This window comes from Pseudomonas syringae (assembly GCF_001698815.1).
In the GTDB taxonomy this organism is placed as follows: Bacteria; Pseudomonadota; Gammaproteobacteria; order Pseudomonadales; family Pseudomonadaceae; genus Aquipseudomonas; species Aquipseudomonas syringae_A.
The window spans coordinates 106805-132440 of record NZ_LGSI01000040.1 but is presented as its reverse complement, the minus strand read 5'-3'; the positions used below and the strand labels follow the sequence as shown (position 1 = coordinate 132440).

At 60.0% G+C, this 25636-nt stretch carries 20 protein-coding genes; 12 read left to right on the top strand and 8 right to left on the bottom strand.

Going from position 1 to position 25636, the window contains the following annotated elements; genetic code table 11:
• The first annotated feature begins 4 nt into the window (after window positions 1–4).
• The 8 genes from AFK24_RS11995 to AFK24_RS11960 all read left to right on the top strand — a co-directional run bounded on the left by AFK24_RS11995 (window position 5) and on the right by AFK24_RS11960 (window position 11554).
• Window positions 5–949, top strand: coding sequence for a DUF58 domain-containing protein (locus AFK24_RS11995; RefSeq protein ID WP_065833532.1), 945 nt, complete (start codon window positions 5–7; stop codon window positions 947–949).
• The gene (locus AFK24_RS11990; RefSeq protein WP_065833439.1) at window positions 946–1440 is read left to right on the top strand and encodes a DUF4381 domain-containing protein; all 495 of its coding nucleotides are present in this window, start codon (window positions 946–948) and stop codon (window positions 1438–1440) included. Before AFK24_RS11995 ends, AFK24_RS11990 begins: the two co-directional genes overlap by 4 nt.
• Complete coding sequence (locus AFK24_RS11985; protein WP_065833438.1) at window positions 1433–2503, top strand: vWA domain-containing protein; 1071 nt, start codon at window positions 1433–1435, stop codon at window positions 2501–2503. The genes AFK24_RS11990 and AFK24_RS11985 overlap by 8 nt, the downstream gene beginning before the upstream one ends.
• Entirely contained in the window at window positions 2500–4230 is a 1731-nt protein-coding gene (locus tag AFK24_RS11980) for a VWA domain-containing protein (protein ID WP_065833437.1), read from the top strand. The genes AFK24_RS11985 and AFK24_RS11980 overlap by 4 nt, the downstream gene beginning before the upstream one ends.
• On the top strand, window positions 4227–5888 hold the full coding sequence (locus tag AFK24_RS11975; protein WP_065833436.1) for a BatD family protein: 1662 nt from the start codon (window positions 4227–4229) through the stop codon (window positions 5886–5888). Before AFK24_RS11980 ends, AFK24_RS11975 begins: the two co-directional genes overlap by 4 nt.
• A 184-nt stretch (window positions 5889–6072) precedes the next feature.
• Window positions 6073–7317, top strand: a complete 1245-nt coding sequence (locus tag AFK24_RS11970; protein WP_065833435.1) for an exonuclease SbcCD subunit D C-terminal domain-containing protein — start codon at window positions 6073–6075, stop codon at window positions 7315–7317.
• Window positions 7314–10958, top strand: coding sequence for an AAA family ATPase (locus AFK24_RS11965; RefSeq protein WP_065833434.1), 3645 nt, complete (start codon window positions 7314–7316; stop codon window positions 10956–10958). Before AFK24_RS11970 ends, AFK24_RS11965 begins: the two co-directional genes overlap by 4 nt.
• Entirely contained in the window at window positions 10958–11554 is a 597-nt protein-coding gene (locus AFK24_RS11960; RefSeq protein WP_065833433.1) for a glutathione S-transferase, read from the top strand. The genes AFK24_RS11965 and AFK24_RS11960 overlap by 1 nt, the downstream gene beginning before the upstream one ends.
• Window positions 11555–11662: 108 nt before the next feature.
• Here the strand turns inward: AFK24_RS11960 and AFK24_RS11955 are convergent, their stop codons facing one another.
• Both AFK24_RS11955 and AFK24_RS30735 read right to left on the bottom strand, forming a co-directional pair.
• Complete coding sequence (locus AFK24_RS11955; protein ID WP_065833432.1) at window positions 11663–11866, bottom strand: hypothetical protein; 204 nt, start codon at window positions 11864–11866, stop codon at window positions 11663–11665.
• Window positions 11863–12141: a hypothetical protein gene (locus tag AFK24_RS30735; RefSeq protein ID WP_139110497.1), complete on the bottom strand. Its 279-nt coding sequence runs from the start codon at window positions 12139–12141 to the stop codon at window positions 11863–11865. The genes AFK24_RS11955 and AFK24_RS30735 overlap by 4 nt, the downstream gene beginning before the upstream one ends.
• Window positions 12142–12312: 171 nt before the next feature.
• Between AFK24_RS30735 and AFK24_RS11950 the strand changes: the two genes are divergently transcribed.
• From AFK24_RS11950 to AFK24_RS11940, 3 genes are read left to right on the top strand one after another with little or no spacing between them, the layout of a single operon-like run.
• Window positions 12313–14238, top strand: coding sequence for an IucA/IucC family protein (locus AFK24_RS11950; protein ID WP_065833431.1), 1926 nt, complete (start codon window positions 12313–12315; stop codon window positions 14236–14238).
• Window positions 14228–15445, top strand: coding sequence for an MFS transporter (locus tag AFK24_RS11945; RefSeq protein WP_065833430.1), 1218 nt, complete (start codon window positions 14228–14230; stop codon window positions 15443–15445). The genes AFK24_RS11950 and AFK24_RS11945 overlap by 11 nt, the downstream gene beginning before the upstream one ends.
• Window positions 15446–15449: 4 nt before the next feature.
• Window positions 15450–17567, top strand: a complete 2118-nt coding sequence (locus AFK24_RS11940; RefSeq protein ID WP_065833429.1) for a TonB-dependent receptor — start codon at window positions 15450–15452, stop codon at window positions 17565–17567.
• A gap of 243 nt (window positions 17568–17810) precedes the next feature.
• Here AFK24_RS11940 and AFK24_RS11935 read toward each other — a convergent pair whose 3' ends face one another.
• The 6 genes from AFK24_RS11935 to AFK24_RS11910 form a co-directional block, all read right to left on the bottom strand.
• A complete protein-coding gene (locus tag AFK24_RS11935) occupies window positions 17811–17993 on the bottom strand; it encodes a hypothetical protein (protein WP_065833428.1) in 183 nt (60 codons plus the stop codon).
• A 177-nt stretch (window positions 17994–18170) separates the two neighbouring features.
• Window positions 18171–19340 (bottom strand): lactonase family protein, encoded by a 1170-nt coding sequence (locus AFK24_RS11930; protein WP_065833427.1) that lies wholly within the window; start codon window positions 19338–19340, stop codon window positions 18171–18173.
• 80 nt (window positions 19341–19420) lie between these two features.
• Window positions 19421–19717: a DUF5629 family protein gene (locus tag AFK24_RS11925; RefSeq protein ID WP_065833426.1), complete on the bottom strand. Its 297-nt coding sequence runs from the start codon at window positions 19715–19717 to the stop codon at window positions 19421–19423.
• Between the two features lie 52 nt (window positions 19718–19769).
• Window positions 19770–21128: an MFS transporter gene (locus AFK24_RS11920; protein ID WP_065833425.1), complete on the bottom strand. Its 1359-nt coding sequence runs from the start codon at window positions 21126–21128 to the stop codon at window positions 19770–19772.
• A 148-nt stretch (window positions 21129–21276) separates the two neighbouring features.
• Complete coding sequence (gene araD1, locus AFK24_RS11915) at window positions 21277–22269, bottom strand: AraD1 family protein (protein ID WP_065833424.1); 993 nt, start codon at window positions 22267–22269, stop codon at window positions 21277–21279.
• A 25-nt stretch (window positions 22270–22294) separates the two neighbouring features.
• Window positions 22295–23614: an MFS transporter gene (locus tag AFK24_RS11910; RefSeq protein ID WP_065833423.1), complete on the bottom strand. Its 1320-nt coding sequence runs from the start codon at window positions 23612–23614 to the stop codon at window positions 22295–22297.
• A 202-nt stretch (window positions 23615–23816) separates the two neighbouring features.
• Here AFK24_RS11910 and AFK24_RS11905 point away from each other — a divergent pair, with 202 nt between their 5' ends.
• The gene (locus AFK24_RS11905) at window positions 23817–25559 is read left to right on the top strand and encodes an IlvD/Edd family dehydratase (RefSeq protein WP_065833422.1); all 1743 of its coding nucleotides are present in this window, start codon (window positions 23817–23819) and stop codon (window positions 25557–25559) included.
• Window positions 25560–25636 lie beyond the last annotated feature (77 nt).

Here is a 25636-nt window from a genome sequence, read left to right as displayed (position 1 = left end):
AACCATGCAACCCTATCTGATTCCCCAGCCAGGTATTCGCGTCAGCCTCGCCGAACTGATCGAAATGCGCCATCGCGTTCGCGAAGTGCAGCTGTTCTCCACCCCGAGTCGGCGCAGCCCGCTGATCGGCCTGCATCACTCCAAGCTGCGCGGCCGTGGCGTCGATTTCGATCAGGTCCGGGTTTATCAGGCCGGCGATGACGTGCGCAGCATCGACTGGCGCGTCACGGCCCGCACTCAGGAACCGCACACCAAGCTGTTCCATGAGGAACGCGAGCGGCCGATTTTCATCCTGGTCGAACAAAGCCGCCGGCTGTTCTTCGGTTCCGGCCTGATGTTCAAATCGGTGCTGGCAGCCCAGGCTGCGGCCCTGATTGGCTGGGCGGCGCTGATCCACAATGATCGGGTGGGCGGGCTGGTGTTCGGTGACAACGAGCATTACGAAATCAAACCCCGGCGCAGCAAGCAAAGCCTGTTGCAATTGCTCAACCGTCTGGTGCGGATCAATCAATCGCTGCACACCGAAATCGCCGCCGACCGCGACGCGTTCGGTATCGCCTTGCGCCGGGCGCGGGAGGTCTTGCGTCCGGGCAGTCTGGTCGTCGTGCTGTGCGATGAACGAGCGCTCTCGGACGCCGCCGAACAACAGCTGAGTCTGTTGTCGCGACATTGTGATCTGCTGCTGCTGCCTTTATCCGACCCGCTGGACCACGCCCTGCCCGCAGCAGGCCTGCTGCGTTTTGCTGAACGTGGCGCGCAACTGGAGCTGGACACCCTCGATCCTCAGCTGCGTCAGACCTACCGAACCCAAGGCGAAGAACGTGCCGCGCGCTGGGAATTGCTCGCGCAGAAACTTCGGGTGTTGCTGATGCCTTTGAGCACGCAACGGGAGATGGTGGAACAACTGCGCGAATACCTGAACGCCCAGCGTCCGGTAAAACACAAATGAACCCGCTGGATCAACTTCAGCCGCTGATCGCGCCGCAAGCCATCGGCTTCTGGCCACCTGCGCCAGGTTGGTGGCTGCTGCTGTTGTTGATCCCGATTGCGGGCTGGGGACTGTGGCGTGTACGGCATGTGATCCCGGTCAAAGCCGGCATCCGCCGCGCCGAGCAGCCATTGGACCCGGTCCGCATTGCCGCGCTGCTGGAACTGGCGCAGATGCCCAAACCCTATGACAGCGCTCCGGCCGGGGCCTGGTTGCAGCAAATCAACGGGCTGCTCAAACGTCTTTGCCGCAATCACTACCCGTACAGCCAGAGCCACACGCTAAACGGCCGAAAATGGTTGGCCTTCCTCGATAACCGTTGCCCGGCTGCTGGCCTGACGCGCTGGATGGTGCTGGTCGAAGGCGCGTATAAACCGGAATGCAAACTGGACGACAAAGCCATTTCCGGCTTGACCCAGGCGGTTGAAACCTGGATTCGCAAACATGTTTGAGTTCGCCTGGCCGTGGGTCTTCGCCCTGCTGCCCCTGCCCTGGGTGATGCGTATATTGCTGCCCGCAGCGGACAGCGGCGAGGCGGCGCTGAAAGTCAGTTTCCTCAGTGATCTGGAAGGTCTGGTGGGCCGTCGCGCCAAGGCCAACCTGCCGGCATGGCGCCAGCAGTTGCCGTTCATTCTGTTGTGGCTGCTGCTGTTGGTCGCCACCGCACGCCCGCAATGGTTGGGTGAGCCGCTGCCCGTCGCGTCCAGCGGACGGGATTTGCTGGTGGCAGTGGATGTGTCCGGTTCCATGGACTATCCCGACATGCAGTGGAAAGCCGACGAAGTCAGTCGGCTGGTGCTGGTCCAGCATCTGTTGGGGGATTTTCTTGAAGGCCGTCAGGGGGATCGCGTCGGGCTGATCCTGTTCGGCAGCCAGGCGTTCGTTCAGGCGCCGCTGACCTTTGATCGCCACACCGTGCGCGTCTGGCTCGATGAAGCGCGAATCGGCATTGCCGGTAAAAATACGGCCATTGGCGACGCCATTGGCCTGGCCCTCAAGCGCTTGCGTCTGCGTCCGGCACAAAGCCGGATTCTGGTGCTGGTCACCGATGGCGCCAACAATGGCGGCCAGATCGACCCCGTAACCGCCGCCCGCCTTGCCGCTGAAGAAGGCGTGAAAATTTACCCTATCGGCATCGGTGCGGACCCGGAAAAAGCCGGTTCGCTGGGCATGCTCGGGCTCAATCCGAGCCTGGATCTCGACGAACCTACCCTCAAGCAAATTGCCGAAATCAGCGGCGGCCAGTATTTCCGGGCCCGCGACGGCGATCAGCTGGAGAATATCCGCAAAAGTCTCGACGCGCTGGAACCGGTCGCGCAACAACCGACCCAGGCGCGCGCGGCGCTGGCGCTTTATCAGTGGCCGCTGGCTGGCGCCATGCTGCTGAGCCTGATCCTCGTGGTGCATGAGCGTTGGCCGAACAATCCGCTGCAACGCCTGCTCAACCGGCAACGTTTCATGCGCGACGGGCGACAATGGCGCGAGCGAATCAAGCGACTGCGGAGGCGCGCATGATCAGCCTCTGGCCGCACTGGTTTCGTCCCTGGTGGCTGCTTTTATTGCCGCTGCTGGTCTGGCTGCTCTGGCGGCTCTGGCATCGTCAGAAACGCGCCGGGCGCTGGCAGATGATTTTGCCGGTCGCCTTCCATTCGGTGCTGCTCAACGGTGGCAAGGGGCGCGACAATAAAACTCCGTGGATTTTCCTTGGGGTCGCGTGGATGCTGGCGATGCTTGCCTTGCTCGGTCCTGGCTGGCAGCGCGTGGAACAATTCAGCCAGAAACCGGTAGACCCGCTGGTAATTTTGCTGGAGGTCACTCCGGAAATGCTCGCCACTGACAGCCCGCCAACCCGGCTGGAGCAGGCCAAACGCAAACTGCAGGATCTGTTGCAGGCCCGCAGCGATTCGCAAACCGCCATCATTGTTTATGCGGGCAGTGCCCACACGCTGGTGCCCCTGTCGGACGATCTGGCCACCATCCGCAATCTTCTGGATGCGGTCAAACCTTCGATCATGCCGCAGGCCGGGCACCGCGCGGACCTTGCCATGCATCAGGCATTGGGTCTGCTCAAGCAAGCGGCGCTGGGCCGTGGTCGAGTCCTGCTGATCGGTTCGTCGTTGAGCGAACAGGAGCGCCAGGGTATTCGTCAGGCATTGGTGGGCCAGAGCCCGCCGCTGCTGATCCTGGGCGTCGGCACGGCCGAAGGTGCGCCGGTACTTCAGGAAAAAGGCGGGTTGCTTAAGGACAGCCAGGGAGCAATTTTGCTGCCGCGTCTGGACAGTGCCAGCCTGGCGGACTTCGCCGGCCAGCTCGGCGGCCAATACCGACAAGTGCGAGTGGATGACGACGACCTGCGCGAGCTTGGCTTGCTGGATGGGCCAAAAGCCCTGCGCAGCGACGGGCAACTGATCCAGCTGGACAGCTGGGCCGACCAGGGGCACTGGTTTCTGCTGCCGCTGCTGTTGCTGGCGGCTTGCGCCGGTCGTCGCGGCTGGTTGCTGTGCCTGCCGCTGCTGCTGATGCTGCCGCAGAACAGCTATGCGTTCGATTTTCAGGACTTGTGGCTGCGTCCCGATCAGCAGGGCCAGCGGTTGCTGGAGCAGCATCGCCCCGCCGAAGCGGCCCGACAGTTCGAAAACCCGCAATGGAAAGGTATCGCGCTCTACGAAGCAGGCGACTATGCCAGTGCCGCCCAGCGCTTCGCCGAAGGTAACACTGCGGCGGACCACTACAATCGCGGCAACGCGCTGGCGCGCAGCGGCGAACTGGAGGCAGCGCTGGACGCCTACGAACAAGCGCTGGAGCGGCAACCGGATCTGCAAGCGGCAGTGACGAACAAGGCGCTGGTCGAGCAGATCCTTGAGCAGAACAAGCAATCCAAAGCAGCGGAACCCGGCGAGACCAAGCCAAGCGACGGTGACGACGACGGCGACAATGCCCAAAGCCAGACGGCGACCGCGCAACAACCTCAAGACAAGGACAAGGAGCCCACCGAGCCCGGCGAGGAAAACAGTCCCGGCACTGAACCCCCGCCGCGTAATGGTGGCAATCCGGCGCCCGGCTCGCCTCTGGACGATAACGAAACCACCCAACCGCCGATCCGGCCTCCGGACCGTCCGATGGATGGCGAACGTCGACAAGCGCTGGAGCAATGGCTGCGCCAGATTCCGGATGATCCAGGGGAATTGCTGCGACGCAAATTCTGGTACCAACAGCAACAGCGTCAGGAAAAAACCCGATGAGTCGCGTGTACACCTTATTGATCAGCCTGCTGCTCTGTCTGGTCGCCCTGCCCAACCAGGCGGCGGAACTGACCGCGAGCGTGGATCGCGCCCGGCTCAACTCCGGGGAAACCGTCGAACTGACCCTGGAAACCAGCGACGTCACCCAATTCGGCAAACCTGACCTTAGCTCTCTGGAGCGCGACTTCGACGTGCGCGGCACGCGGCAGGTCAATCGCCTCAATACGCTGGACGGTGGCAATCAGGCGACTACGCGCTGGATCATCACCTTGCTGCCGAGGCAAACCGGGTCGGTAATCATCCCGGCGCTGGAGCTGGGGGAGCTGAAGAGCGAGCCGATCACCCTGCAAGTGATCCAGAGCGACGAGCAGAATCAACCCGGCAAACTGGCGCCGGTATTCTTCGACGCCAGCCTCGATCAGGACAGCGTTTACGTGCAGGCGCAGGCGGTGCTGAACCTGCGCATCTATCACTCGGTTGCGCTTTTCGACGACAGCAACCTCACGCCCCTTGAAGTGCCCGACGCGCGCATCGAAAAACTCGGCGAATCGAAGACCTACGAGAAACTCATCAACGGCATCCGACATGGCGTGATCGAGATGCGTTATGCCATTTATCCACAGCACAGCGGCACCCTGGTGATTCCGCCGCAGGTGTTTAGCGCCACGCTGGTCCAGCCCGCGGCGGAAAACGCCCAGACCAGCGATCCGGTCAATCCATTCGGCCCGCAGCCGGGCAAGGTGGTGCGGGTCAATTCGGCACCGCTGCCGCTGACCGTCAAGGCCAAGCCTGCCGACTACCCGGCCGATGCGCCCTGGCTGCCGGCCCGCAGCGTTATTCTGAGCGAAAGCTGGAGCCCGGAACCGGGACACAGCCAGGTGGGTGAATCCTTGACGCGGATCCTGACGCTCAAGGTCGAGGGCCTTTCCAGCGCCCAACTGCCGCCCTTGCCGGCCACCGACCTCAGCAGCCTGCGGCGCTATCCCGACCAGCCGCAACTGGCCAATCTGGCCAGCGAGCGCGGCATCATTGGCACTCGTGAAGAACGCGAAGCCCTGGTGCCGAACCGGGTCGGCTCCATCGACTTGCCCGCCGTCGATATTGTCTGGTGGAACACCCGCGAAGACCACCTGGAACATACCTCGCTGGCCGCACGCACCTTGCAGATCAGCAGCAACCCAAGCCTGGAAGTGGACACTCCGGTGAATAACGATCCGGGCGGTGTCACAGTGATTGGCCCGCCTGTCTGGCCGTGGCAGATGAGCACGTTGTTCTTTGCCTTTACCACGCTGATCGGGGTGATTCTCTGGTGGCGGGCGCGCTGGCAACCGGCGGTGGCGCGGGTGGCCCAGGCCGGGCCGAGTCCGCGCACGCTGCTGGATGATCTCAAACGCGCCAGCCTGGCTAACGATCCTCATGCGACCCGTCAGGCGCTGGACGCCTGGGCACGTCAGCAACCGGAAACCCTGGCCGACATGGCGGCACGTTTTGTCCCGCTGTCCGACGCCCTCGATGGCCTGAACGGCGCGCTGTACAGTGAAACCGGCCAACTGTGGCTGGGCGAAGACCTCTGGCGCGCGATCCGCACGCTGCCCGCCTCGGAACATGTTCCGGATGCGGCGACCGACCAGAGTCTGCCGCCGTTGTATCCAAAGTAGAGGGCTTTGCGCTGGAATTGAACGCTGTTGGAGCGAGCGGGCGGCGTTCCGACTTGCCCGCAAATCAGGCGCCGCGGTGGAACAGGCCCACCGCGTTACAGTTCTTCGCGGGCAAGCCTCGCTCCAACGAATATTTACGCGTCGCCAAGCCTCACGACACACAATTTAGAATTGAGAAAAACACATGCGATTGTTCCACACCTCCGACTGGCACCTCGGCCAGAACCTTCATGGCCAGGAGCGGGACTTTGAACACGCCAGCTTCCTGACCTGGCTGCTGGCCCGTCTGGCCGAGCGTCAGCCTGATGTGCTGCTGATTGCCGGGGACATCTTTGACACGGTCAATCCGCCGGTCAAAGCCCAGGAGCGGCTCTACGACTTTATCGTCAATGCTCACGAGCAGCAGCCGAAGCTGACCATCGTGATGATCGCTGGCAACCATGATTCGGGTTCACGCATCGAATTGCCCGCGCCGCTCATGCGCCGCCTGCGCACCCACGCGCTGGGCCGGGTGTTGTGGCTCGACGACGGAACCCTGGATGTCGAGCGCCTGCTGTTGCCACTGCCCGATGCCGAAGGCGAAGTCGGCGCCTGGTGCCTGGCCCTGCCCTTTCTGCGTCCGGCCGAAGTCACCGGCGCGACCCTGGGCGACAATTATTTGCGCGGCATCGGTCGGGTCCATGAACTGCTGATCGAAGCGGCCAATCTCAAGCGCCAGCCGGGGCAAGCCCTGATTGCCATCAGCCACGCGCACATGGCCGGTGGCTCAGTCTCGGAAGACTCCGAGCGCAGCCTGATCATCGGCAACGCCGAAGCCCTGCCCGCCAGCCTGTTCGGCCCGAGCATCACTTATGTCGCCCTCGGCCACTTGCACAAACCCCAGCGGGTCAATGGCGAAGAACGTATTCGCTACAGCGGATCGCCTATTCCGCTGTCATTTTCGGAAATCGGCTACGCGCATCAGATCCTGGAAATCACCTGCGAAGGCGACCAGCTGCACAGCGTCGAAACCCTGCTGATTCCCCGCGCAGTCAATCTGCAACGGATCGGCCCCGCGCCGCTCGCCGAATTACTGGTGCAGCTCAAGGACTTGCCGGACATCGATCTGCTCGCTGATATCGAACGCCAGCCGTGGCTGGAAGTCCGTGTACGCCTGGACGAGCCGCAACCGGACCTGCGCAACCAGATCGAAGGCGCACTGCAAGGCAAGGCCGTGCGGCTGGTGCGCATTGCCGCTGAATATGCCGGCAGCGGCCGTGGCGACGGCAGCGATGACGGCGAAGGCCTGATCGAACTCGATCAGCTCAACCCGCTGGAACTGTTCAGTCGCGCCTGGCAGGAGAATTACGGCAGCGAGGTCGACGAGCAAACCCTGACCGACTTCGCCACGCTGTTGCAGGAAGTCCAGCTGGAGAGCGAACAACCATGAAAATCCTCGCCATCCGCCTGAAAAACCTCGCGTCTCTGGCTGGCCCCTTTGAACTGGATTTCACCGCCGAACCCCTGGCCAGCGCCGGGCTGTTCGCCATCACGGGTCCAACCGGCGCGGGCAAAAGCACACTGCTTGATGCCTTGTGTCTGGCGCTGTTTGGGGCCATTCCGCGCCTGAGCAATATCGGCCAATCGAAAGTCCCGGAAATCGACGGCGACATCAGCACCAACGACCCGCGCACCCTGTTGCGGCGCGGCACCGGCAGCGGCTTCGCCGAGGTGGATTTCGTCGGCATCGACAGCCGTCGTTATCGCGCCCGCTGGGAAACCAACCGCGCGCGCGACAACGCCAGCAAGAAACTTCAGGCCAGTCGCCAGACGCTCACCGATCTGGACAGCGAGCAAATCCTCAGCAGCCAGAACAAGACTGAGTACAAAACCCTGCTCGAAGCGCGTCTGGGTCTCAACTTCGAACAGTTCACCCGCGCCGTCATGCTGGCCCAGAGTGAGTTCAGCGCCTTTCTCAAGGCCGACGACCGGGAACGCAGCGAGCTGCTGGAAAAACTCACCGACACGGCGATCTACAGCCAGTTGGGACGCCGCGCCTTCAGCAAGAGCCAGGAAGCGAAAAAGGCCCACGACGATCTCCAGGCCTTGGCAACCGGGGTCACGCCCATGGAGCCGGATGCCCGTGCCGAGCTGGACCAGCGTTTCGAAACCGCCCAACTGGCGCTCAAGACCCAGCAAAGCGAACTGCGCCAGCTTGAACTGCAACAGCAATGGCACAAAGTCCTGCTGCAACTTCAGCAAGAGCAGCAAAGCGCCGCCGAACAGTTGCAACAGGCGCAGCTACATTGGCAAAGCCAGAGCGGCGAACGGCTGAATCTGGCGCGCCTGGAACAACTGGCACCGCAGCGTCACCAGTTCCTGCGCCAAACCGAATTGACCGCGCAACTGACCCCGCTGACGAATCAGATCCAGCAACACATCGGGCAGCAGAACGAACTGCACACTCGCCAGACTCAGCTGCAACAGGCGTGCGTCGAAGCACAGGCCGCATCGCTCAAGGCGCAACAGCAGCACAGCGATGCCGCGCCATTGCTGCGTCAAGCCTTCGACATCCAGAGCAACGTGGCCCGATTGGCGGACGAATTGCGTCAGGCCGATGAGCACAGGCAACAGGCTGAGCACAGCTACACCCAAGGACAAAGCGCCTTGCAAAACCTGCTTGAGCAACAGGCTCAGGTTGCCGAGCGACTGCAACGGATTGCCGGACAGCTGGAACTCAGCCAGGCGCTGGCCCCGCTTGGCGAAGCCTGGAACGCCTATCGCGACCGCTTGAAACAACTGATGCAGATCGGCGCGCGCCTCAAACAGGGCCAGACCGAACTGCCGAGCCTGGAACAGCGCGCCGCCACTGCCAGCCAGCAAACAACCGAACTGCGCAACGCGCTGGATCTGCTGTATCGCGAAGCCGGCGCTGAAGCCGAAGCGGTGGGCGAGCAGATTCAAATTCTCGGCAGCTTGCTGCAGGACAATCGCAAACAGCAGCGGGCCTTTGAAGAACTGGCGCGGCTTTGGGCCAGCCTGCAGGAACTCGACAGCCGCGCGCTGGAGCTGACGGAAAAACAGCAACAGGTCCAGCAACAGCGCGATCAGCTCAACAGCCAAGGCCTGCAAGCGAAAAACCAACTGCAAGTCGCCGAACAAACCCTGAGCGTGACCCGCCAGTTACTGGAACGCCAGCGCCTGGCCCGCAGCGCCAGTGTTGAAGAACTGCGTCTGCAGTTGCAGGATGAGCAGCCATGTCCGGTGTGCGGCAGCAACGAGCATCCGTGGCATGAGCCGCAAGTCCTGCTGCAAAGCCTCACCCAGCATGACGAAAACGAAGAGAACAACGCGCAAAAAGCCGTAGATGCCCTGAAGGAAACACTGGCCGAGTTGCGCACCACAGTTGGCGGACTGATTGCCCAGCAGAAGGAGTTTCTGCACCAACAGGAACAACTCGCCACCCGCCAGCAGGCACTCGCGCCAGCCTTTGATGCGCATCCGTTGGGCAAGCGCTTGCTGGAACAGGACGCCGCCAAACGCGATAGCTGGTTGAACCAGCAACTGACGCAATTGACGCAAAACATCACTCAGGACGAACAGCGCCAGAACGCCCTGCTCACCCTGCAAAAAGACGCGGCGCGTCTGCAACAGCAACTCTTGAGCGCCAACGAAGCCAGTCAGGCCGCCACGCAACTACTGGCCGAACAGCAACGCGCACTGAACAGCGACCGTGAACGTCTTGAGGAAGAACTGACCGCCTTCGCGCCGCTGTTAAGCGCCGAGCAGCTGGAGGGCCTGCGCCATGACGCTGCTGCCACGGTCATGCAACTGGACCAGCAGGTCACCCAGCGCCTCGATCAGCTGGAACAGCAGCGCGACGAACTGCTGGAACAACGGGAACGCCAGCAGAAAATCGAGCTGGAACAGTCCCAACAGCAAACCCGTACCCGGCAACAGAGCGAACTGCAACAACGTTGCACCGTCCTTGGCGACCAGCAAACCACCGGCCAGCAGGCCTTGGCGCAACTGCTTGGCGAGCACGCCAATGCCGAGCAATGGCAGCAACGACTGGAATCCGCCGTGGAACAGTCGCGACACGCCGAAAGCTCGGCGAGTCAGGCCTTGCAGGATGTCAGCAGCCAGTTGATTCAACTGGCCGCCGAACTTCAGGCGCGCCAGGAACGCTTGCACGGCATGCAGCAGGAAAGCGCCGAACTGGGCGCACGGATTGCAGAATGGCGCAGTCGGCATAGCGAACTGGATGACAGCGGCCTGCAACAATTGCTCGGCGTTGACGATGAGCAAGTGAGCGAACTGCGCCGTCAACTGCAAGCCAGCGAAAAAGCCGTCGAGCAGTTCAAGGTGTTGCTGCAAGAACGCGAACAGCGCTTGAACAGCCATCAAGCGCAACAGGTCGGCAGCGTCGATGCCGAACATCTGCAAAGTGCGCTGACCGAACTGCACGGCTTGATTGCCGCAGGTGAACAACAGTGCGCCGACTTGCGCGCCCAGCAAGCCGACGACCAGCGCCGTCAGGACGCCAATCAGGCGTTGGCGCAGCGCATCAGCCAGGCTTATGACGAATGGCAACGCTGGGCGCGACTCAATGCGTTGATCGGCTCGGCCACCGGCGACACCTTCCGCAAGATTGCCCAGGCTTACAACCTCGACCTGCTGGTGCATCACGCCAACGCGCAACTCAAGCAACTGGTGCGACGTTATCGGCTGAAACGTGGCGGCAGCATGCTGGGTCTGTTGGTCATGGACACGGAAATGGGCGACGAACTGCGCTCGGTGCATTCGTTGTCCGGCGGCGAAACCTTCCTGGTTTCGCTGGCCTTGGCGTTGGGCCTGGCCTCGATGGCTTCCAGCACGCTGAAAATCGAATCGCTGTTCATCGACGAAGGCTTCGGCAGCCTCGATCCGGAATCCCTGCAACTGGCCATGGATGCGCTGGACGGGCTTCAGGCACAAGGCCGCAAGGTAGGGGTTATCTCTCACGTTCAGGAAATGCACGAACGCATTCCGGTGCAGATCCAGGTCCGCCGCCAAGGCAATGGCTTGAGCACTATCGAGGTCAGCAGTTGATGCCGATTCTGTATTCATTTCGACGTTGCCCATACGCCATGCGTGCGCGCATGGCCGTGCACTACGCCGGCTGCGAGGTGCGCACTCAGGAAGTCAGTCTCAAGGCCAAGCCGCCGGAAATGCTGGAGCGCTCACCTAAAGGCACGGTGCCGGTCTTGGTCCTTGGTGACCAGGTGCTGGAACAGAGCCTGGACATCATGCATTGGGCGCTGGCGCAGAACGACCCGGACAACTGGCTGATGATCAATGACGGCGATGCGCGACGTCAGATTCAGGTGTTCATCGAAGAAAACGATCAGGTGTTCAAAGTCCATCTGGATCGCTATAAGTATTTTGTCCGTCACCCTGAATATCCTCAGCAGCATTACCGGCAATTAGCTGAGGTATTTCTGCAACAACTGGAAGATCGGCTGCTACAGCGGGACTTTCTGGTCAGTGATCATCTGACGTTGGCGGATATCGCACTGGCGCCTTTTATCCGGCAATTCAGCGCGGTGGATCCTGAGTGGTTTACCGACAGCCCTTATCCGAAGTTGCGTGGCTGGTTGCAGCGGTTTGTCGAGTCGGCGTTGTTCAAGGCGGTGATGGTTAAGTAAGTACAAAGCCCGTGGGCAAGCTTGCTTGCGAAGTCTGTCTTTAAGACCAGTAAATTTTTCGAATGTAATGTCGCTTTCGCGAGCAAGCTCGCTCCCACCAGTTGCGCGTCAACCAAGTTCGCCCGCCCTTTCCGGCCGATTCCCCGCCACCATGTTCTGTGCCCTTGACCGCTCAATGGCATGGGCGATCTCGTGTCGGCATTCGATACTGCGCGCCAATCCGCCCACCGAACCCTGGCCAACGCCCAGCAATGAACTGCCATTGATCAATACCGCAAGTCCTGCTGTTACCCACAACTTCCCGCCACTCACGACGCACGCTCCTGGGCATTAACCGCAGTACGCTCAACCAGGGTTTGAGCCGAGGGTGTTGTAAGTTGTGGATTCATGCTGGTAACAGTGACCACGGCGATGAAAACAACATAAAGCGAAATGGCGATATAAGCGCCTTGTTTGATTGAATGAAGAATGGCAGCGGCCATGGTTGTAACTCCGTGATGTGTTTCCAGGCCGACAGGATCGTGGAAAAGCGCACTATTGAAAAACGATGGCTGGGCATAGCGGATATCAGTTGGGTTGATGATCAAACAGGACCACTCACGCGCCTGAACGATTAATTTCCCGTGAACGACGGACCCAAGGAGCCACGCCTGTAGTCCAATTCTGATTAACACGAAATCTAATCATTATCATTTGACCCTGATTTTCTACCCGATAATCTCCGCGTGCTCTCTCGAAGTCGCCCAGAGGATCAGGACTTGGAACACGCGCTCTACGATCAAAACCAGCAATTGCTCGCTCGCTGGAGCGAAGCGCTTCGAAGCCCTGCTTTCAAGTCGCACACCGTCACCCTCCATTCGCTCAGCACACACCTGAACCTTGCCATTGAGCGCAGCCTGCAACGACTCATACAGTCGTTGTTTCGCGAAAGTCTTCTCGATCCCCGAACTTGCGTGCATGACCAACAGCACGGTTGCTGGCTACCTTTGGCAGATGACAGCGGACTGCGCTTCGATTATTTGCGCCAGGGCCGCATGAACAGCTGGGACCTTCGTGGCGCAGTCACCTTTCATGAGGTGGGTAAACCGGCCGTTGAGATAACCTTTCCATCGCAGTTGCTGACGCTTGTCCGCGACAGGCTAAATCCTGTGCCGGCGGAACATGTCATCCAGCGATTGAATGAGGAACTCGACGACAGCCTGAGCAACGACACGCTATCCCTGGGCTTTCATCGGCAATGGACGCGGCAACTGATCGAAACAGTTGAACCGCAGTACAACGGCAATCTGCTGGCGTGGCTAAGCCATGGCAACGCCGTTGCCAATCCGACTGCGCTACTTGAGCAATGGGGCACGCTCGGGCATCCGTGGCACCCGAACTACAAGACCAAGCTGGGCTTGAATGTTGCTCAAGTCATCGACTTTTCTCCGGAGTTCGAAGCCCGTATCCCAATACTGCTGTGCGCGCTGCATCGTCAATTTGCCCATGTCGAAGCGATGGTCGGGACCGGCGATTACCGCGGCTGGTGGCAAGCCGGTTTCCCGGAAGCCGCCGGACAACTGGACGACGAACTGCAGCGTCAGGGACTTAACGCTGCCGATTATCTGCCGCTGCCCGTCCACCCCTGGCAAGCCGCGCACCAGCTGCCACTGACCTTCGCCAACGAAATCAGTGATCACTTATTGGTGCTGACCAAAGTGGTGGCGTTCATCGCGCTCCCGACCATGTCGTTTCGCACCGTGCTCCCTGAAGCACGCCCCGACGCGCCAATGGTAAAACTGCCTGTCGCACTGAGTCTTACCAGCGCACAACGCACCGTGTCACCGCGTGCTGTGCGCATGGGCCCACGCATCAGTCATTTGCTTCAGACAATCATTGATCAAGAGCCGCAGATCCGCGCAGTCCTGGACATTCTGCCAGAGCGGATCGGCGTGCACTTCTCGCCGCCAACCGCCAATGACGAGCGTTCTCGGCAGGCGGCTGTGCTGTATCGCGACAATCCACTGAGCCGCTTGCAGCCGGGCGAACTGGCCATACCGGTTGGCAGCCTGTTCACGCTGGACGCTGCCGGTCAGCCGCTGCTGCGTCACTGGATCGCATTGGCCGAAGGTCGGGATGATGCGCACGCCATGCAGACGTTCCTGCGCAAGTATCTGGCCATCAGCGTGCAGGGTTTGCTGGGCATGTATCTGCGCTACGGGATTGCCTTCGAAGCTCACCAACAGAACAGCTTCATGATCATGACTGCGGACAGCCAGCAGGATCGCCTGCTGGTCCGGGATTTTGGTGATATCAGGATCGAACGCAAAGTGCTGCGCGCGCGCGGTCTGGATATTGAACTGCACGACCCGAACATGACGCTGTATGACGATGCGGCCCATGTTCGCCATAAGCTGCTGCATGCAGTGTTCATGTGCCATCTGGGCGAGCTGATTCTGTTGTGCGCCCGGTATTGGGAGGCGCCAGCCTCGACTTTATGGAATGAACTGGCATGTCAGATCGCCCTTTGCTTCGACACACAGCGCCCGCATATCGAACCACAGCGCTGGGACACCGAACGCAGGGCCTTGCTTGAAGAAGACTGGCCAGCCAAATCGCTGCTGCGCATGCGCCTGCTCGACAGCCATGTCGATGTTGTGGGACGCCTGAAAAATCCTTTGCTCGGCTGTGTCTGTGACCACTGACGGCGCAGCGTTGCGCTTGCTGGTGCTCATTCAACTGATCTCCATGGCCGCCATGGAAATGAGCGGACCGTTCTGGCCGCTGCAAATCCGCATCCTGCTCGGCGCCGACAACGCTGCGTATCTTGGAATGTTGTACGCACTGGTCTACGCCGGCCCCATGCTCGCGGCAATGATTCTCACGCCACTGTGGGGCCGACTGGGCGATCGGACCGGGCACAAGCCGATGATCATTCGCGCGCTGCTGGCGCTTGGCATTTGCCAGGCGCTGGCCGCCGTCACGATTGATGCCGAATGCCTGGTCGCAATACGCATGCTGCAAGGCGCGCTGGCGGGATTCATCGCCACCGCTCAAGCCTATGCGATGGCCTGCTGTAAAACCGACGAACGCGGACGAACCCTGACACGCCTGCAATCGGCGACGGCGGTCGGCTCGCTGCTCGGTCCGCTGTTCGGCGGATGGCTGATGGATGCATCCGGCTTCAGCCTGCTGTGCATCAGCGCCGCGCTGATATGCCTGATCTGTGCAGCCATCGCATTGTTCCTGCCCAGCGACCGCCGGGCAGCCAAACCTTCTCGCCAAATGCCACCCCAGCCACTGCCCGGAAGATGGCTGAGCGCGCTGCTCGTCATCATTATTCTGATCCAGGCGGCGAAGATGATGCCGCAGCCCTTCTACGCGTTGTACGTGGTGGATGTCCTGCATGCGCCGGGTTGGTTGATCGGCGCCAGCTATGCAGCAAGCGCAGTGACATTGCTGCTGACGGCGCCGCTCTGGGGACGCTTGTTTGACCGCTGGCAACCGGAGCAAACCCTGCTGTTGATCGAATGGGTTTGCTGGGCCTGCACCTTGACGCTGGCGCTCTCCGCTTTGGCCAGCGAATGGACCGGCTTCTTGATATCCCGACTGCTATGGGGTGTCTGGCAAGGTGCGCTGTTACCTGTGGCTTACGCGTTGATCGCCAACACCGTTTCGACCAGCCAGCAAGGTTTTGCCCTTGGTCTGGGCAACAGCGCCGCCAAGGCAGGCGCCCTTTGCGGGGTCATCATCGGTGGCATCGGCATGCAATTCGTCGGACTTTCCAACGCTTTCTGGATGGTTGCATTCACCTACGCACTTGCTGCGTCGGGCATTCGGCTAATCCGCGCCCATGCACTACCACTCATTCCCTCCACCGTTTCCCCCCTTCTTCTGCCACTGAAAAGATAGAACCATGACCGCGACTCGATTTCCCGTTCTGCTACCCCTGCTTGGCCTGCTGAATGCTCCCGCCTGGGCTGAACAAACCGCTCCGGACGACAAGCCCGGCACTTTGGACCTGCCTGACGTGGTGATTTCCGCCACCCGCAGCGAAGCGAGCATCGCCTCGATTCCGGGCTCAGTGCAGGTCATCGACCAACAGCAGATTCAACAACAAGCCGGTGCCGGACAACGGGTCGCGGATATTCTCGGCAAGCTGGTGCCGGGGTTGGGACCGTCCAGCGGCGGCATGAGCAACTTCGGCCAAAGCCTGCGCGGCCGTAACATGTTGGTGCTGATCGACGGCGTATCGCAGAACGCTACTCGCGACAGCTACCGGCAGTTGAACAGCATTTCGCCGCAAAGCATCGAGCGCATCGAAGTCGTGTCGGGCGCCAGCAGCCTCTACGGTGCCGGTGCTTCGGGCGGCATCATCAATATCATTACCAAACGCAATCAGGGCGATAAGCTCGCATTCAGCAGTCGGCTGGGCGTGACCAGCGGCAACAATTTGAACGCCAGCGGATTTGCCTACGAAGCGTTTCAAAGCGTATCTGGACGCGAAGATGCCCTGGATTGGTATGTCTCGGCTGCCACCACCCAACGCAACGACCAATTTGACGGCAACCGCCAGCGCATCCCTCAGGACATATCCCAGGGAAGCAACATGGACACCTTGACCTATGACCTGCAAGGCAGATTCGGCTACGCGTTGGATGCCGACAAGAAAGTCAGCCTGTCGCTGCAAGACTACAAGGACCAACAGGACACCGACTACGCCAAAGACCCACGCAATACCCGCGAAGCCGTGGCGATCAAAGGTCTGCAACTCAGCGACCAGCCATTCACCCATAACCAGGCCGTCAACCTTAATTACCGGGACAGCGATTTCTACAGTCAGAACTTGCAGGTCGAAACCTATTGGCGTCGAGCCGATGCCTTGTTTGCTCCCGCCGTGTCACGGGGTAAAGCGGGAATATCGGACAACAACAGCGTGCAGAACGTCTACGGGTTTCGTCTGGCTATCGAGAGTGATATGCCGAACATTAGCTCGGCCACCGGCAGCCTGGTGTGGGGCACCGATTATGACAACGAACGCTCCTCGCAGCGTGCCGATCAATATGCGGTCAATGGCCTGAACTACACCAAGACTGGAACGACCTACGAATTGGGACCAGACATCGAAACCACAACCCGTGCGATTTTTGGCCAGCTGTCCTATGACATCGAAGATTGGACACTACGTGGCGGGATACGACGCGAGTGGATCCAAAGCGATATATCCGATAGCGTCGCCTATGGCGAAATCGTGCAGACCGGCAAGCACGCCATCCTGCCGGGCGGCACCCTCAAGTACGACGCCACGCTGTATAACCTCGGGGCGGTTTATCACCTGAATGACACTCAGGATGTATTCGCCAACTTTAGCCAAGGGTTTTCATTGCCGGATATCCAACGCTTCCTGCGCGATGTGCGTAGCACGTACGACGTCCGCGGGCTCAATGCCCAGTCCATCAAGGTCGACAGCTATGAACTGGGCTGGCGCGGCAACTGGGACAAATGGCAAGCCAACCTCACCGTTTACGAAAACACCTCGGACGTGACCCAGTTCTACGATGCCGCCGAACGCGCTCTGCGCCTGATCAGCCAGAAAGAGCGTGTCAGAGGTGTAGAAAGTCTTTTGACCTTTCACATGAACGAGCAATGGTCCATCGGCGGAACTTATGCGCGAGCCAAAGGCGAAACCCGACAGAACGGCAAATGGATTGACCTGCCAGCAACCCGGGTTTCCCCAGCCAAGACCACCGTATTTGTCGGATATGAGCAGAGCGATTACACCTTGCGTCTGCAGGCTATGCGCCTGGCCAACTATGACGCTGCCGCAAAAGACAACAATGGACGCTATGTTCAGGGCTATACCCTGTTCGACTTGCTCGGCTCCTTGAACTTACCGGTAGGCCGACTGGAGGGCGGCGTGCGTAATGTGACCAATCGCACGTACCAGAACATGTTTGCCCAGGCCAATTCTCCCGCCCCTTATGCAAATGCCGAAGGCCGGACGTTCAGCATGAGTTATTCAGTGGATTGGTAACGGACAAAAAAAGCCCGCGACTTAACAGGCGCGGGCCAAGGGGAATTCATCTGACGCTTTCGCGAGCAGGCTCACCGGGCAGAATTTGCAGGGTCTGATACACAATGATCAGTGGTCGCAAAAACCTGAGTAAGCGAACATGCTCGCGAAAGCGGCGGCTGTTACATACAACTTTGATTGCGAATCCATTCCCCGGTATTGAACCGCTCATTAACGGGGAATGGATTCACTTTTTAAATAGGTTCATTGTTGAGTCTTGTGATCCAGTGCAGCGTAGAACTTGGCGCTTTGTTGCAGATACTTGGGGGAGTAAGTCTGGGTAGAGTGTGCTTTTTTGTCGGCAACTTCGACACTGGCGTGAGCTGGCAGCGCAACAGTGGCGGAGATAGCGGACGCGGCGATGATGGAGAAGATATTGAAGTTCATGGCGGTAACCCTCGGATGTTCTGTAAAAGCTTCGTTTCAAGTCTTGACCGTCTTGGCCGTGACTCAAACTTACCCCCGAGGGCCGATCATTCGAAATGTTTTGTAGCACTAGCTCATATCAGCCGGATTAATACACACGCCAGCCCGCGTATCTGGCGGGCTGACGTCGATCCACAGCTACTTGCGCGTCAGGAAACGGAAGTCCGAAGGCGAATCGAAGTCGACCTTTTGCACGGTCTCGCCGAGCAGTCCGGTTTTCGGATCGACTTTGACGGTAACGATCTGATTGCTTTTCTGGTTGGCGATCAGCATGAAGTGGCCGCTCGGGTCAAAACTGAACTCCCGGGGTTCGGTGCCTTCCACGGAGCGTCGCTGAATTTCCTTGAGCTGGCCTTTGCCGTCGATTGCAAATACCAGCACCTGATTGGCTTCACCGCGATTGGCCACGTACAGGAACTTGCCGTCCGCCGAGGTGTGCAAACCACCCGCGCCGACTTTCTGCTGCACGCCTTTATTCTTCAGGTCCACCCGTTGTGTCTGCTTGAATGCACCGTCGTGATAATCGAACACCGCAACCTGGGCGAGCATTTCCAGCGTCAGCCAGGCGTGCTTGCCGTCCTTGCTGAACAACAGATGCCGAGGACCACTGCCCGGCGCCAACTCTACGGTCGGGTGCCTGGCGGGCTGCAACGGCTGGGTTTTCTGGCCGTCGTAGCTGAACACGAACAGCTTGTCGGCGCCCAGATCGCTGGCCACCAAATACTTGCCGTCCGGCGTTGGCACCGCTGAGTGCACGTGGGAAGACGCCTGGCGTTCCGCATTGACCTTGCTGGCGCCATGATTGTTGCTGACCTGCGCAACATCAGACAGCTTGCCGTCCTTGCCCACCGGAATGACTGCCAAGGCGCCGCCCGGATCGGGATGCACCGCGTAGTTGGAGACAAACAGGAAACGCTCATCCGGGCTCAGGCTCGAATGGGTCGGCTCGTCGCCACGGCTCACCACTTGATTGATCGGGGTTATCTCATGGCTTTTGGGGTCAATGGCAAAACTGCTGACCTTGCCCACCACATCGCTGCCGCCGGGGCCGTTTTCGTTGACTGCGAACAGATGACGCTGATCTTTGGACAGCGTCAGCCAGGACGGATTTTCGCTTTTGATCACTTGCAGCGGCTTGGCGTCGAGCTTGCCGGTCTGGCTGTCGAAACGATAACGGTAGATGCCTTCGCTGGCACCCTGGGTATATGAACCAATCAGTACATCGTAGTCGGTCATGCTTTGAGCCTGTAGCGGCAGAGCGCTCATTGCGCTGACCAGCGTCAGCAACGGCAGGAGTTTACGAGTCATGGGCATATCTCTTGTGGATTGTTATCGGGCGCCATCGATGCGAGAGTCACCTCTATGACACTGCCTGCCCCGGATTGGTTTTATACGGATCCGTCCTCTTCAAGCTCGTCCACGTCATTACTCGGAGTGAACGCATCCAGGCATTTCAGACTGTGATCGCTGGTGCCGTCGTTGATCGTCCAGCTTTGCAGCGCTGCGTCGAACGTCGCCGCGTGAATCTGCTCAAGACTGAAACGCCAGGTCTTGCGGTCGCGACCGTCCATGCATTCCAGAGTCAGGAAGTCGCCCAGGAAGAAATCCCAGGCGTGCAGGCCGTCGATTTCCAGCATGGTCGCGGTCTTCAGGGATTCGTGCAGGGTGGCAGGAGCGTCGGTCATTTCATTCGCCTTCATGAAAAAGGCGAATGATAGGCCAAAATGCCCTGTTCGGTCAGGCCGGGGCTTGTACCGGTGATGCAATCGGCTTGTCGTGAATGGTCTCACACACGTAATAGCGATTCGGTATGCCCCAGATAATCAACGCCGTAGCCAGCACGCAGACGGCGCACAGCACATAAAGCGCAGGCGTGGCGACACCGGTCAGGTCCTTGATCCGGCCGACCATGAACGGCGCGATGATCCCGCCGAGCTGACCAATGGAGTTGATCAGCGCGATCCCCGCAGCCGCCGCCAGACCGCTGAGAAAACGCGGCGGAATGGTCCAGAAGATCGGCATCCAGGCGATGATTCCGGTCATGATCATAGTCATGCCGACCATCAACGGCACCAGCTGTCCAGGGAAGCTGGCGCAGACCAGATAACCCGCAGCGGTCAGTGAGGCGCAACCGGCCATGTGCCAGCGACGCTCGCCATGGCGGTCCGAGCTGGCACCGATCAACAGGTTGCCGACGACGGCGCCCAGATACGGAATGACCGTCAACAGCCCAATGTTCATGGTGTCGGCCACGCCTGCGGTCTTGATCAGCTGCGGCATCCAGAACAGCAGGCCGGTCAGCGCCATCACCAGGCACAGATAAATCACCGACATCACGTAAGTGGTCGGGTGTTTCCAGATGTCCTTGAAGGTCTGGGGAATCTCCGGCTGCACTTCCTTGGCCATCCGCGCCAACACGACTTTCTTCTCCCGGTCATTCAACCACGGCGCATCTTCGATCCGGTCGCAGACGAACCAGAACACCACGATGCCGAGCAGCACCGAAGGGATGCCCTCCAGCAGGAACAACCAGCGCCAACCGGGCATGCCCAGCACGCCATCAAAATGACCAAGAATCAATCCGGCAATCGGACCGCCGACAATACCGCACAGGCAGATCGAACTCTTGAAGTAGGAATTGACCCGCGCCCGACGATTACCCGGGTACCACTGGGTAAAGAAATACAGCACACCGGGGACGAAGCCCGCTTCCATCACGCCGATCAGGAACCGCAAGGTGTAGAACCAGAATTCGTTCTGCACAAACATCATGCAGGCCGAGGTAATGCCCCAGGTCACCATGATTCGCGCGATCCACACCCGCGCGCCGATCTTGTGCAGCAGCATGTTGCTGGGCACTTCGAACAGGAAATAGCCGACGAAAAACAGGCTGGCGCCGAGGCCATAAACCGTTTCGCTGAAACCCAGATCGCTCTGCATCTGCAACTTGGCGAAACTGATATTGACCCGATCCAGATAGGCGAACAGGAAACAGGCGATGAACAACGGGATGATCCGCCAGTTCACCTTGCGATATATCCTGTCCTCGAAAGCGTCCTCGTCGAAGGCTTCGACGGGCACAGTAGTGTTGGTCATGTGCACACCTCGTTATTTTTATTGGATGTTTACGTCACGACGTGAAAAACGGTGGCAATCATTGTGGGAGGGGGTTTATCCCCGAAGAGGCCAGGGCGACCGCCTTCGGGGATAAATCCCCTCCCACAGATGTGTACCTGGCCCCGCGTTAAAGCCTGCCAATCCCACCCGGCTGAAACGCGGCTTCAGTGGTGGCGATCCCGTTGACCAGTGGCTTGCCGAATTCGGCCTGGCTGATTTCAAACTGATCGCCTGGCTGGGTACGAATGCCGTCGGCGAACGACAGGGTCGCGGTGCCGAAGAAATGCACATGCACGTCGCCCGGACGCAGGAACTGCGCGTATTTGAAGTGGTGGTATTCGAGGTTTTCCAGGCTGTGGCACATGTTGGCCTCGCCGCTGAGGAACTCCTTCTCCCACAGCACGGCGCCATCGCGAATGACCCGACTGGTGCCGGCCAGATTCTGCGGCAGCTCGCCAACCCGCAACTCAGGCCCGAACGAACAGGCGCGCAGTTTGGAATGGGCCAGATACAGGTAGTTTCTGCGCTCCATGATGTGATCGGAGTATTCGTTGCCGATGGCGAAACCCAGGCGATACGGCTTACCGTCGTTGCCGATCACGTACAGGCCGCTGAGTTCCGGCTCTTCGCCGCCGTCTTCGGCAAAAGGTGGCAAAGGAAACGCCGCGCCAGGGCGCACGACGATGCCGCCATCGCCTTTGTAGAACCACTCAGGTTGCACACCCGCCTGACCGGCCTCGGGCTTGCCGCCCTCCACGCCCCATTTGAAGATGCGCATGGTGTCGGTCATCGACGCTTCGTCGCCCGCCTGCTGGTGCATCTTGTCCCGCGCCGAGGCGCTGCCCAAGTGCGTCAAACCTGTACCGCTGACCAGCAAGTGCGCTGGATCGGGATGGTCCAGCGGCGGCAGAATGCGCTGTTCGCTGAGCAATTGCGCATAATCGTGGCTGTCACCGAGACCTTGGCTGTCGACCTGCCGAGCCAGATCGATGCCCGCATCAATGGCTGACAACGCCAGTTCTCGCACACTCTGTGCGCCCTGCACTTCGCGGATCAGATCGCCGTCCACCAGGCCAACACGACGCTGGCCGTTGCTCAATTCAAATTGCACTAAGTTCATATCTAATGTCCTCCAGAGAGTTGGATCAGGCTTGGCGGCTGCGCGCACTCGCCGCGAAATCGCTGGCGGGCAAGACGTGTTTGCGCTCCAGCAGGCGATACACCACGCCGGTCAGCACCAGGCCGAAGACCATCACACCAGACAGGAAATACAGGCCGGACGCGAGATTGCCGGTGTATTCCTTGAGCGCGCCGATCACGAACGGACCGATGTAACCGCCCAGGTTGCCCACCGAGTTGATCAAGGCGATCCCGGCTGCGGCGCTGGCACCGGCAAAGAAACGTCCCGGCAGCGTCCAGAACACGGCGGTGCAGGAGAACAGCGAGAAAGCCACCAGACACAATGCCGCCAGTTGCGCGACCGGAATGGTCAGCCAGGCACTGAGGAACAGGCCGATGGCGCCCAGCACATAAAGCACTGCCAGATGTCCGTAACGGTCATTCAGGCGGTCAGAACTGCGCGGCACGATCAGCAGGCCGATGATGCCGAAGATGTAGGGCACTGAAGACACGAAGCCGGTCACCAGATCAGTGCCGCCGAACTGCTTGATCAGCGTCGGCAACCACAGGCCCAGACCATAGATGCTCAGCGTCACTGGCAGATAGAACAGCGCCAGCAGCAACACGCGTTTGTCTTTCAGGGCGTGCAGCGGATTGCCGTGGCGGGTCTGGCCGTATTCTTCGAGGTCTTTTTTCAGTTCACCGGTGAGCCAGTCTTTCTCGGCCTGATCCATCCATTTGACTTGTTTTGGACCGTCCGGCAACCAGCGCAGGACCGGCCAGGTCAGCAGAATCGCTGGCGTACCGATCACGATGAACAGCCACTGCCAGCCGTGCAAGCCAAGTACGCCGTCCATGCCCAGCAGACCGCCGGACACAGGCCCGGTGATCATCATGGCGATGGGCTGGGAAAGGATGAACAGGCCGAGGATCTTGCCGCGATGACGAACCGGGAACCACTGGGTGATGTAGTACAGCACGCCAGGGAAGAAGCCGGCTTCCGCCGCGCCCAGCAGGAAACGCATCACATAAAAGCTGTGCGCACCCTGAACGAACGCCATGCCGATGGTGATTGCACCCCAAGTGATCATGATCCGGGCGAACCAGCGGCGCGCACCGAAACGCTCAAGCATCAGGTTGCTGGGGATTTCCAGGAGGAAATAGCCGATGAAGAACAAACCGGCACCCAGGCCATAAGCCGCATCACCGATGCCGATGTCTGCGCTCATGTGCAGCTTGGCGAAGCCGACGGCGGACCGGTCAACGTAGGCGATCAGGTAGAGCAGGATCAGAAAGGGGATCAATTTCAGGGTGATGCGGCGAATAAGCCTGAGTTCCTGGCTCATGAAAGCGGTCTCCAATTGTTTTTGTTATGGAACCTCTGGGGCCGCCTCTGGCTTCAAGCATGCGCTTTTGCCAGGGTCATTCCCTCATTGAAAACCGACTATATAGTATTACTATTTAGCTCACAACTCTTCCAATGAGCCGAATTTACGCTTACTTTAACCATCAGAAACGCCATTAAGTCTTACAATAAGAGAGCCGATCATGTCTGATTCCGATAAAAAACCCACCCTGCGTTCTGCCCAATGGTTTGGTACTGCCGACAAGAACGGCTTTATGTACCGCAGCTGGATGAAGAATCAGGGCATCGCCGATCATCAATTTCAGGGCAAGCCGATTATTGGCATCTGCAACACATGGTCCGAGCTGACGCCCTGCAACGCGCACTTCCGGCAGATCGCCGAGCACGTCAAGCGCGGCGTGATCGAGGCCGGTGGCTGGCCGGTGGAATTCCCGGTGTTCTCCAACGGCGAATCCAACCTGCGCCCCACCGCGATGTTCACCCGCAACCTGACCAGCATGGACGTCGAAGAAGCGATTCGCGGCAATCCCATTGATGGCGTGGTGTTGCTCACCGGCTGCGACAAAACCACTCCGGCGTTGCTGATGGGCGCGGCCAGCTGCGACGTTCCGGCCATCGTCGTTACTGGCGGACCGATGCTCAACGGCAAGCACAAAGGCAAGGACATCGGCTCCGGCACCGTGGTCTGGCAAATGCACGAAGCCTATAAAGGCGGGCAGATTACCCTCGATGACTTCCTCGCGGCGGAAGGTGACATGTCGCGCTCGGCCGGCACCTGCAACACCATGGGCACGGCGTCGACCATGGCTTGCATGGCCGAAGCATTGGGCACTTCCCTGCCCCACAACGCCGCGATCCCGGCTGTGGATTCACGTCGTTATGTGCTGGCGCATATGTCGGGCATGCGCGCCGTGGAAATGGTCCGCGAAGACCTGCGGCTGTCGAAGATCCTCACTAAAGAGGCATTTGAAAACGCGATTCGGGTCAACGCTGCCATCGGCGGTTCGACCAACGCCGTCATCCACCTCAAAGCCATCGCCGGGCGCATTGGCGTGGATCTGGAGCTGGACGACTGGACACGCATCGGCCGAGGCATGCCGACCATCGTCGACTTGCAGCCGTCCGGACGTTTCCTGATGGAAGAGTTTTACTACGCAGGCGGCTTGCCCGCCGTGCTGCGCCGCATGGATGAGGCCAAGTTGCTGCCCAATCCTGACGCGTTGACGGTCAACGGCAAATCCATCCGCGAAAACACCCGGAACGCGCCGATCTACGGTGAAGACGAAGTGATCCGCGCCCTGGACAACCCGATCCGCGCCGATGGCGGCATCTGTGTGCTGCGCGGCAACCTTGCGCCATTGGGCGCAGTGCTCAAACCGTCCGCTGCCACCGCGTCACTGATGCAGCACCGGGGCCGCGCAGTGGTCTTCGAGAATTTCGACATGTACAAGGCGCGGATCAATGATCCTGATCTGGACATCGACGCCAACTCGGTCATGGTCATGAAAAACTGCGGCCCCAAGGGTTATCCAGGCATGGCCGAGGTCGGCAACATGGGCCTGCCCGCCAAGCTGCTCGCCCAAGGAGTGACTGACATGGTGCGGATTTCCGATGCGCGCATGAGCGGCACCGCTTATGGCACCGTGGTTTTGCACGTAGCGCCGGAAGCTGCTGCGGGCGGACCGCTGGCGGTGGTGCAGGAAGGTGACTGGATCGAACTCGACTGCGCAACGGGCCGCCTGCATCTGGACATCTCCGACGCCGAGCTGGCCGCACGCCTGGCCGACTGGCAAGCCCCACCGAAACTGCTGGTCGGCGGTTATCGTGAGTTGTATGTCGAGCACGTGTTGCAGGCGGACCAGGGTTGCGATTTTGACTTCCTGGTGGGCTGCCGCGGGGCCGAGGTGCCGCGTCATTCGCATTGATTGACAGCTTTGGAGGCTTGCACTGTAGGACCGGCTTTAGCCGGGAGGACGCTCTCCCGGCTAAAGCCGGTCCTACG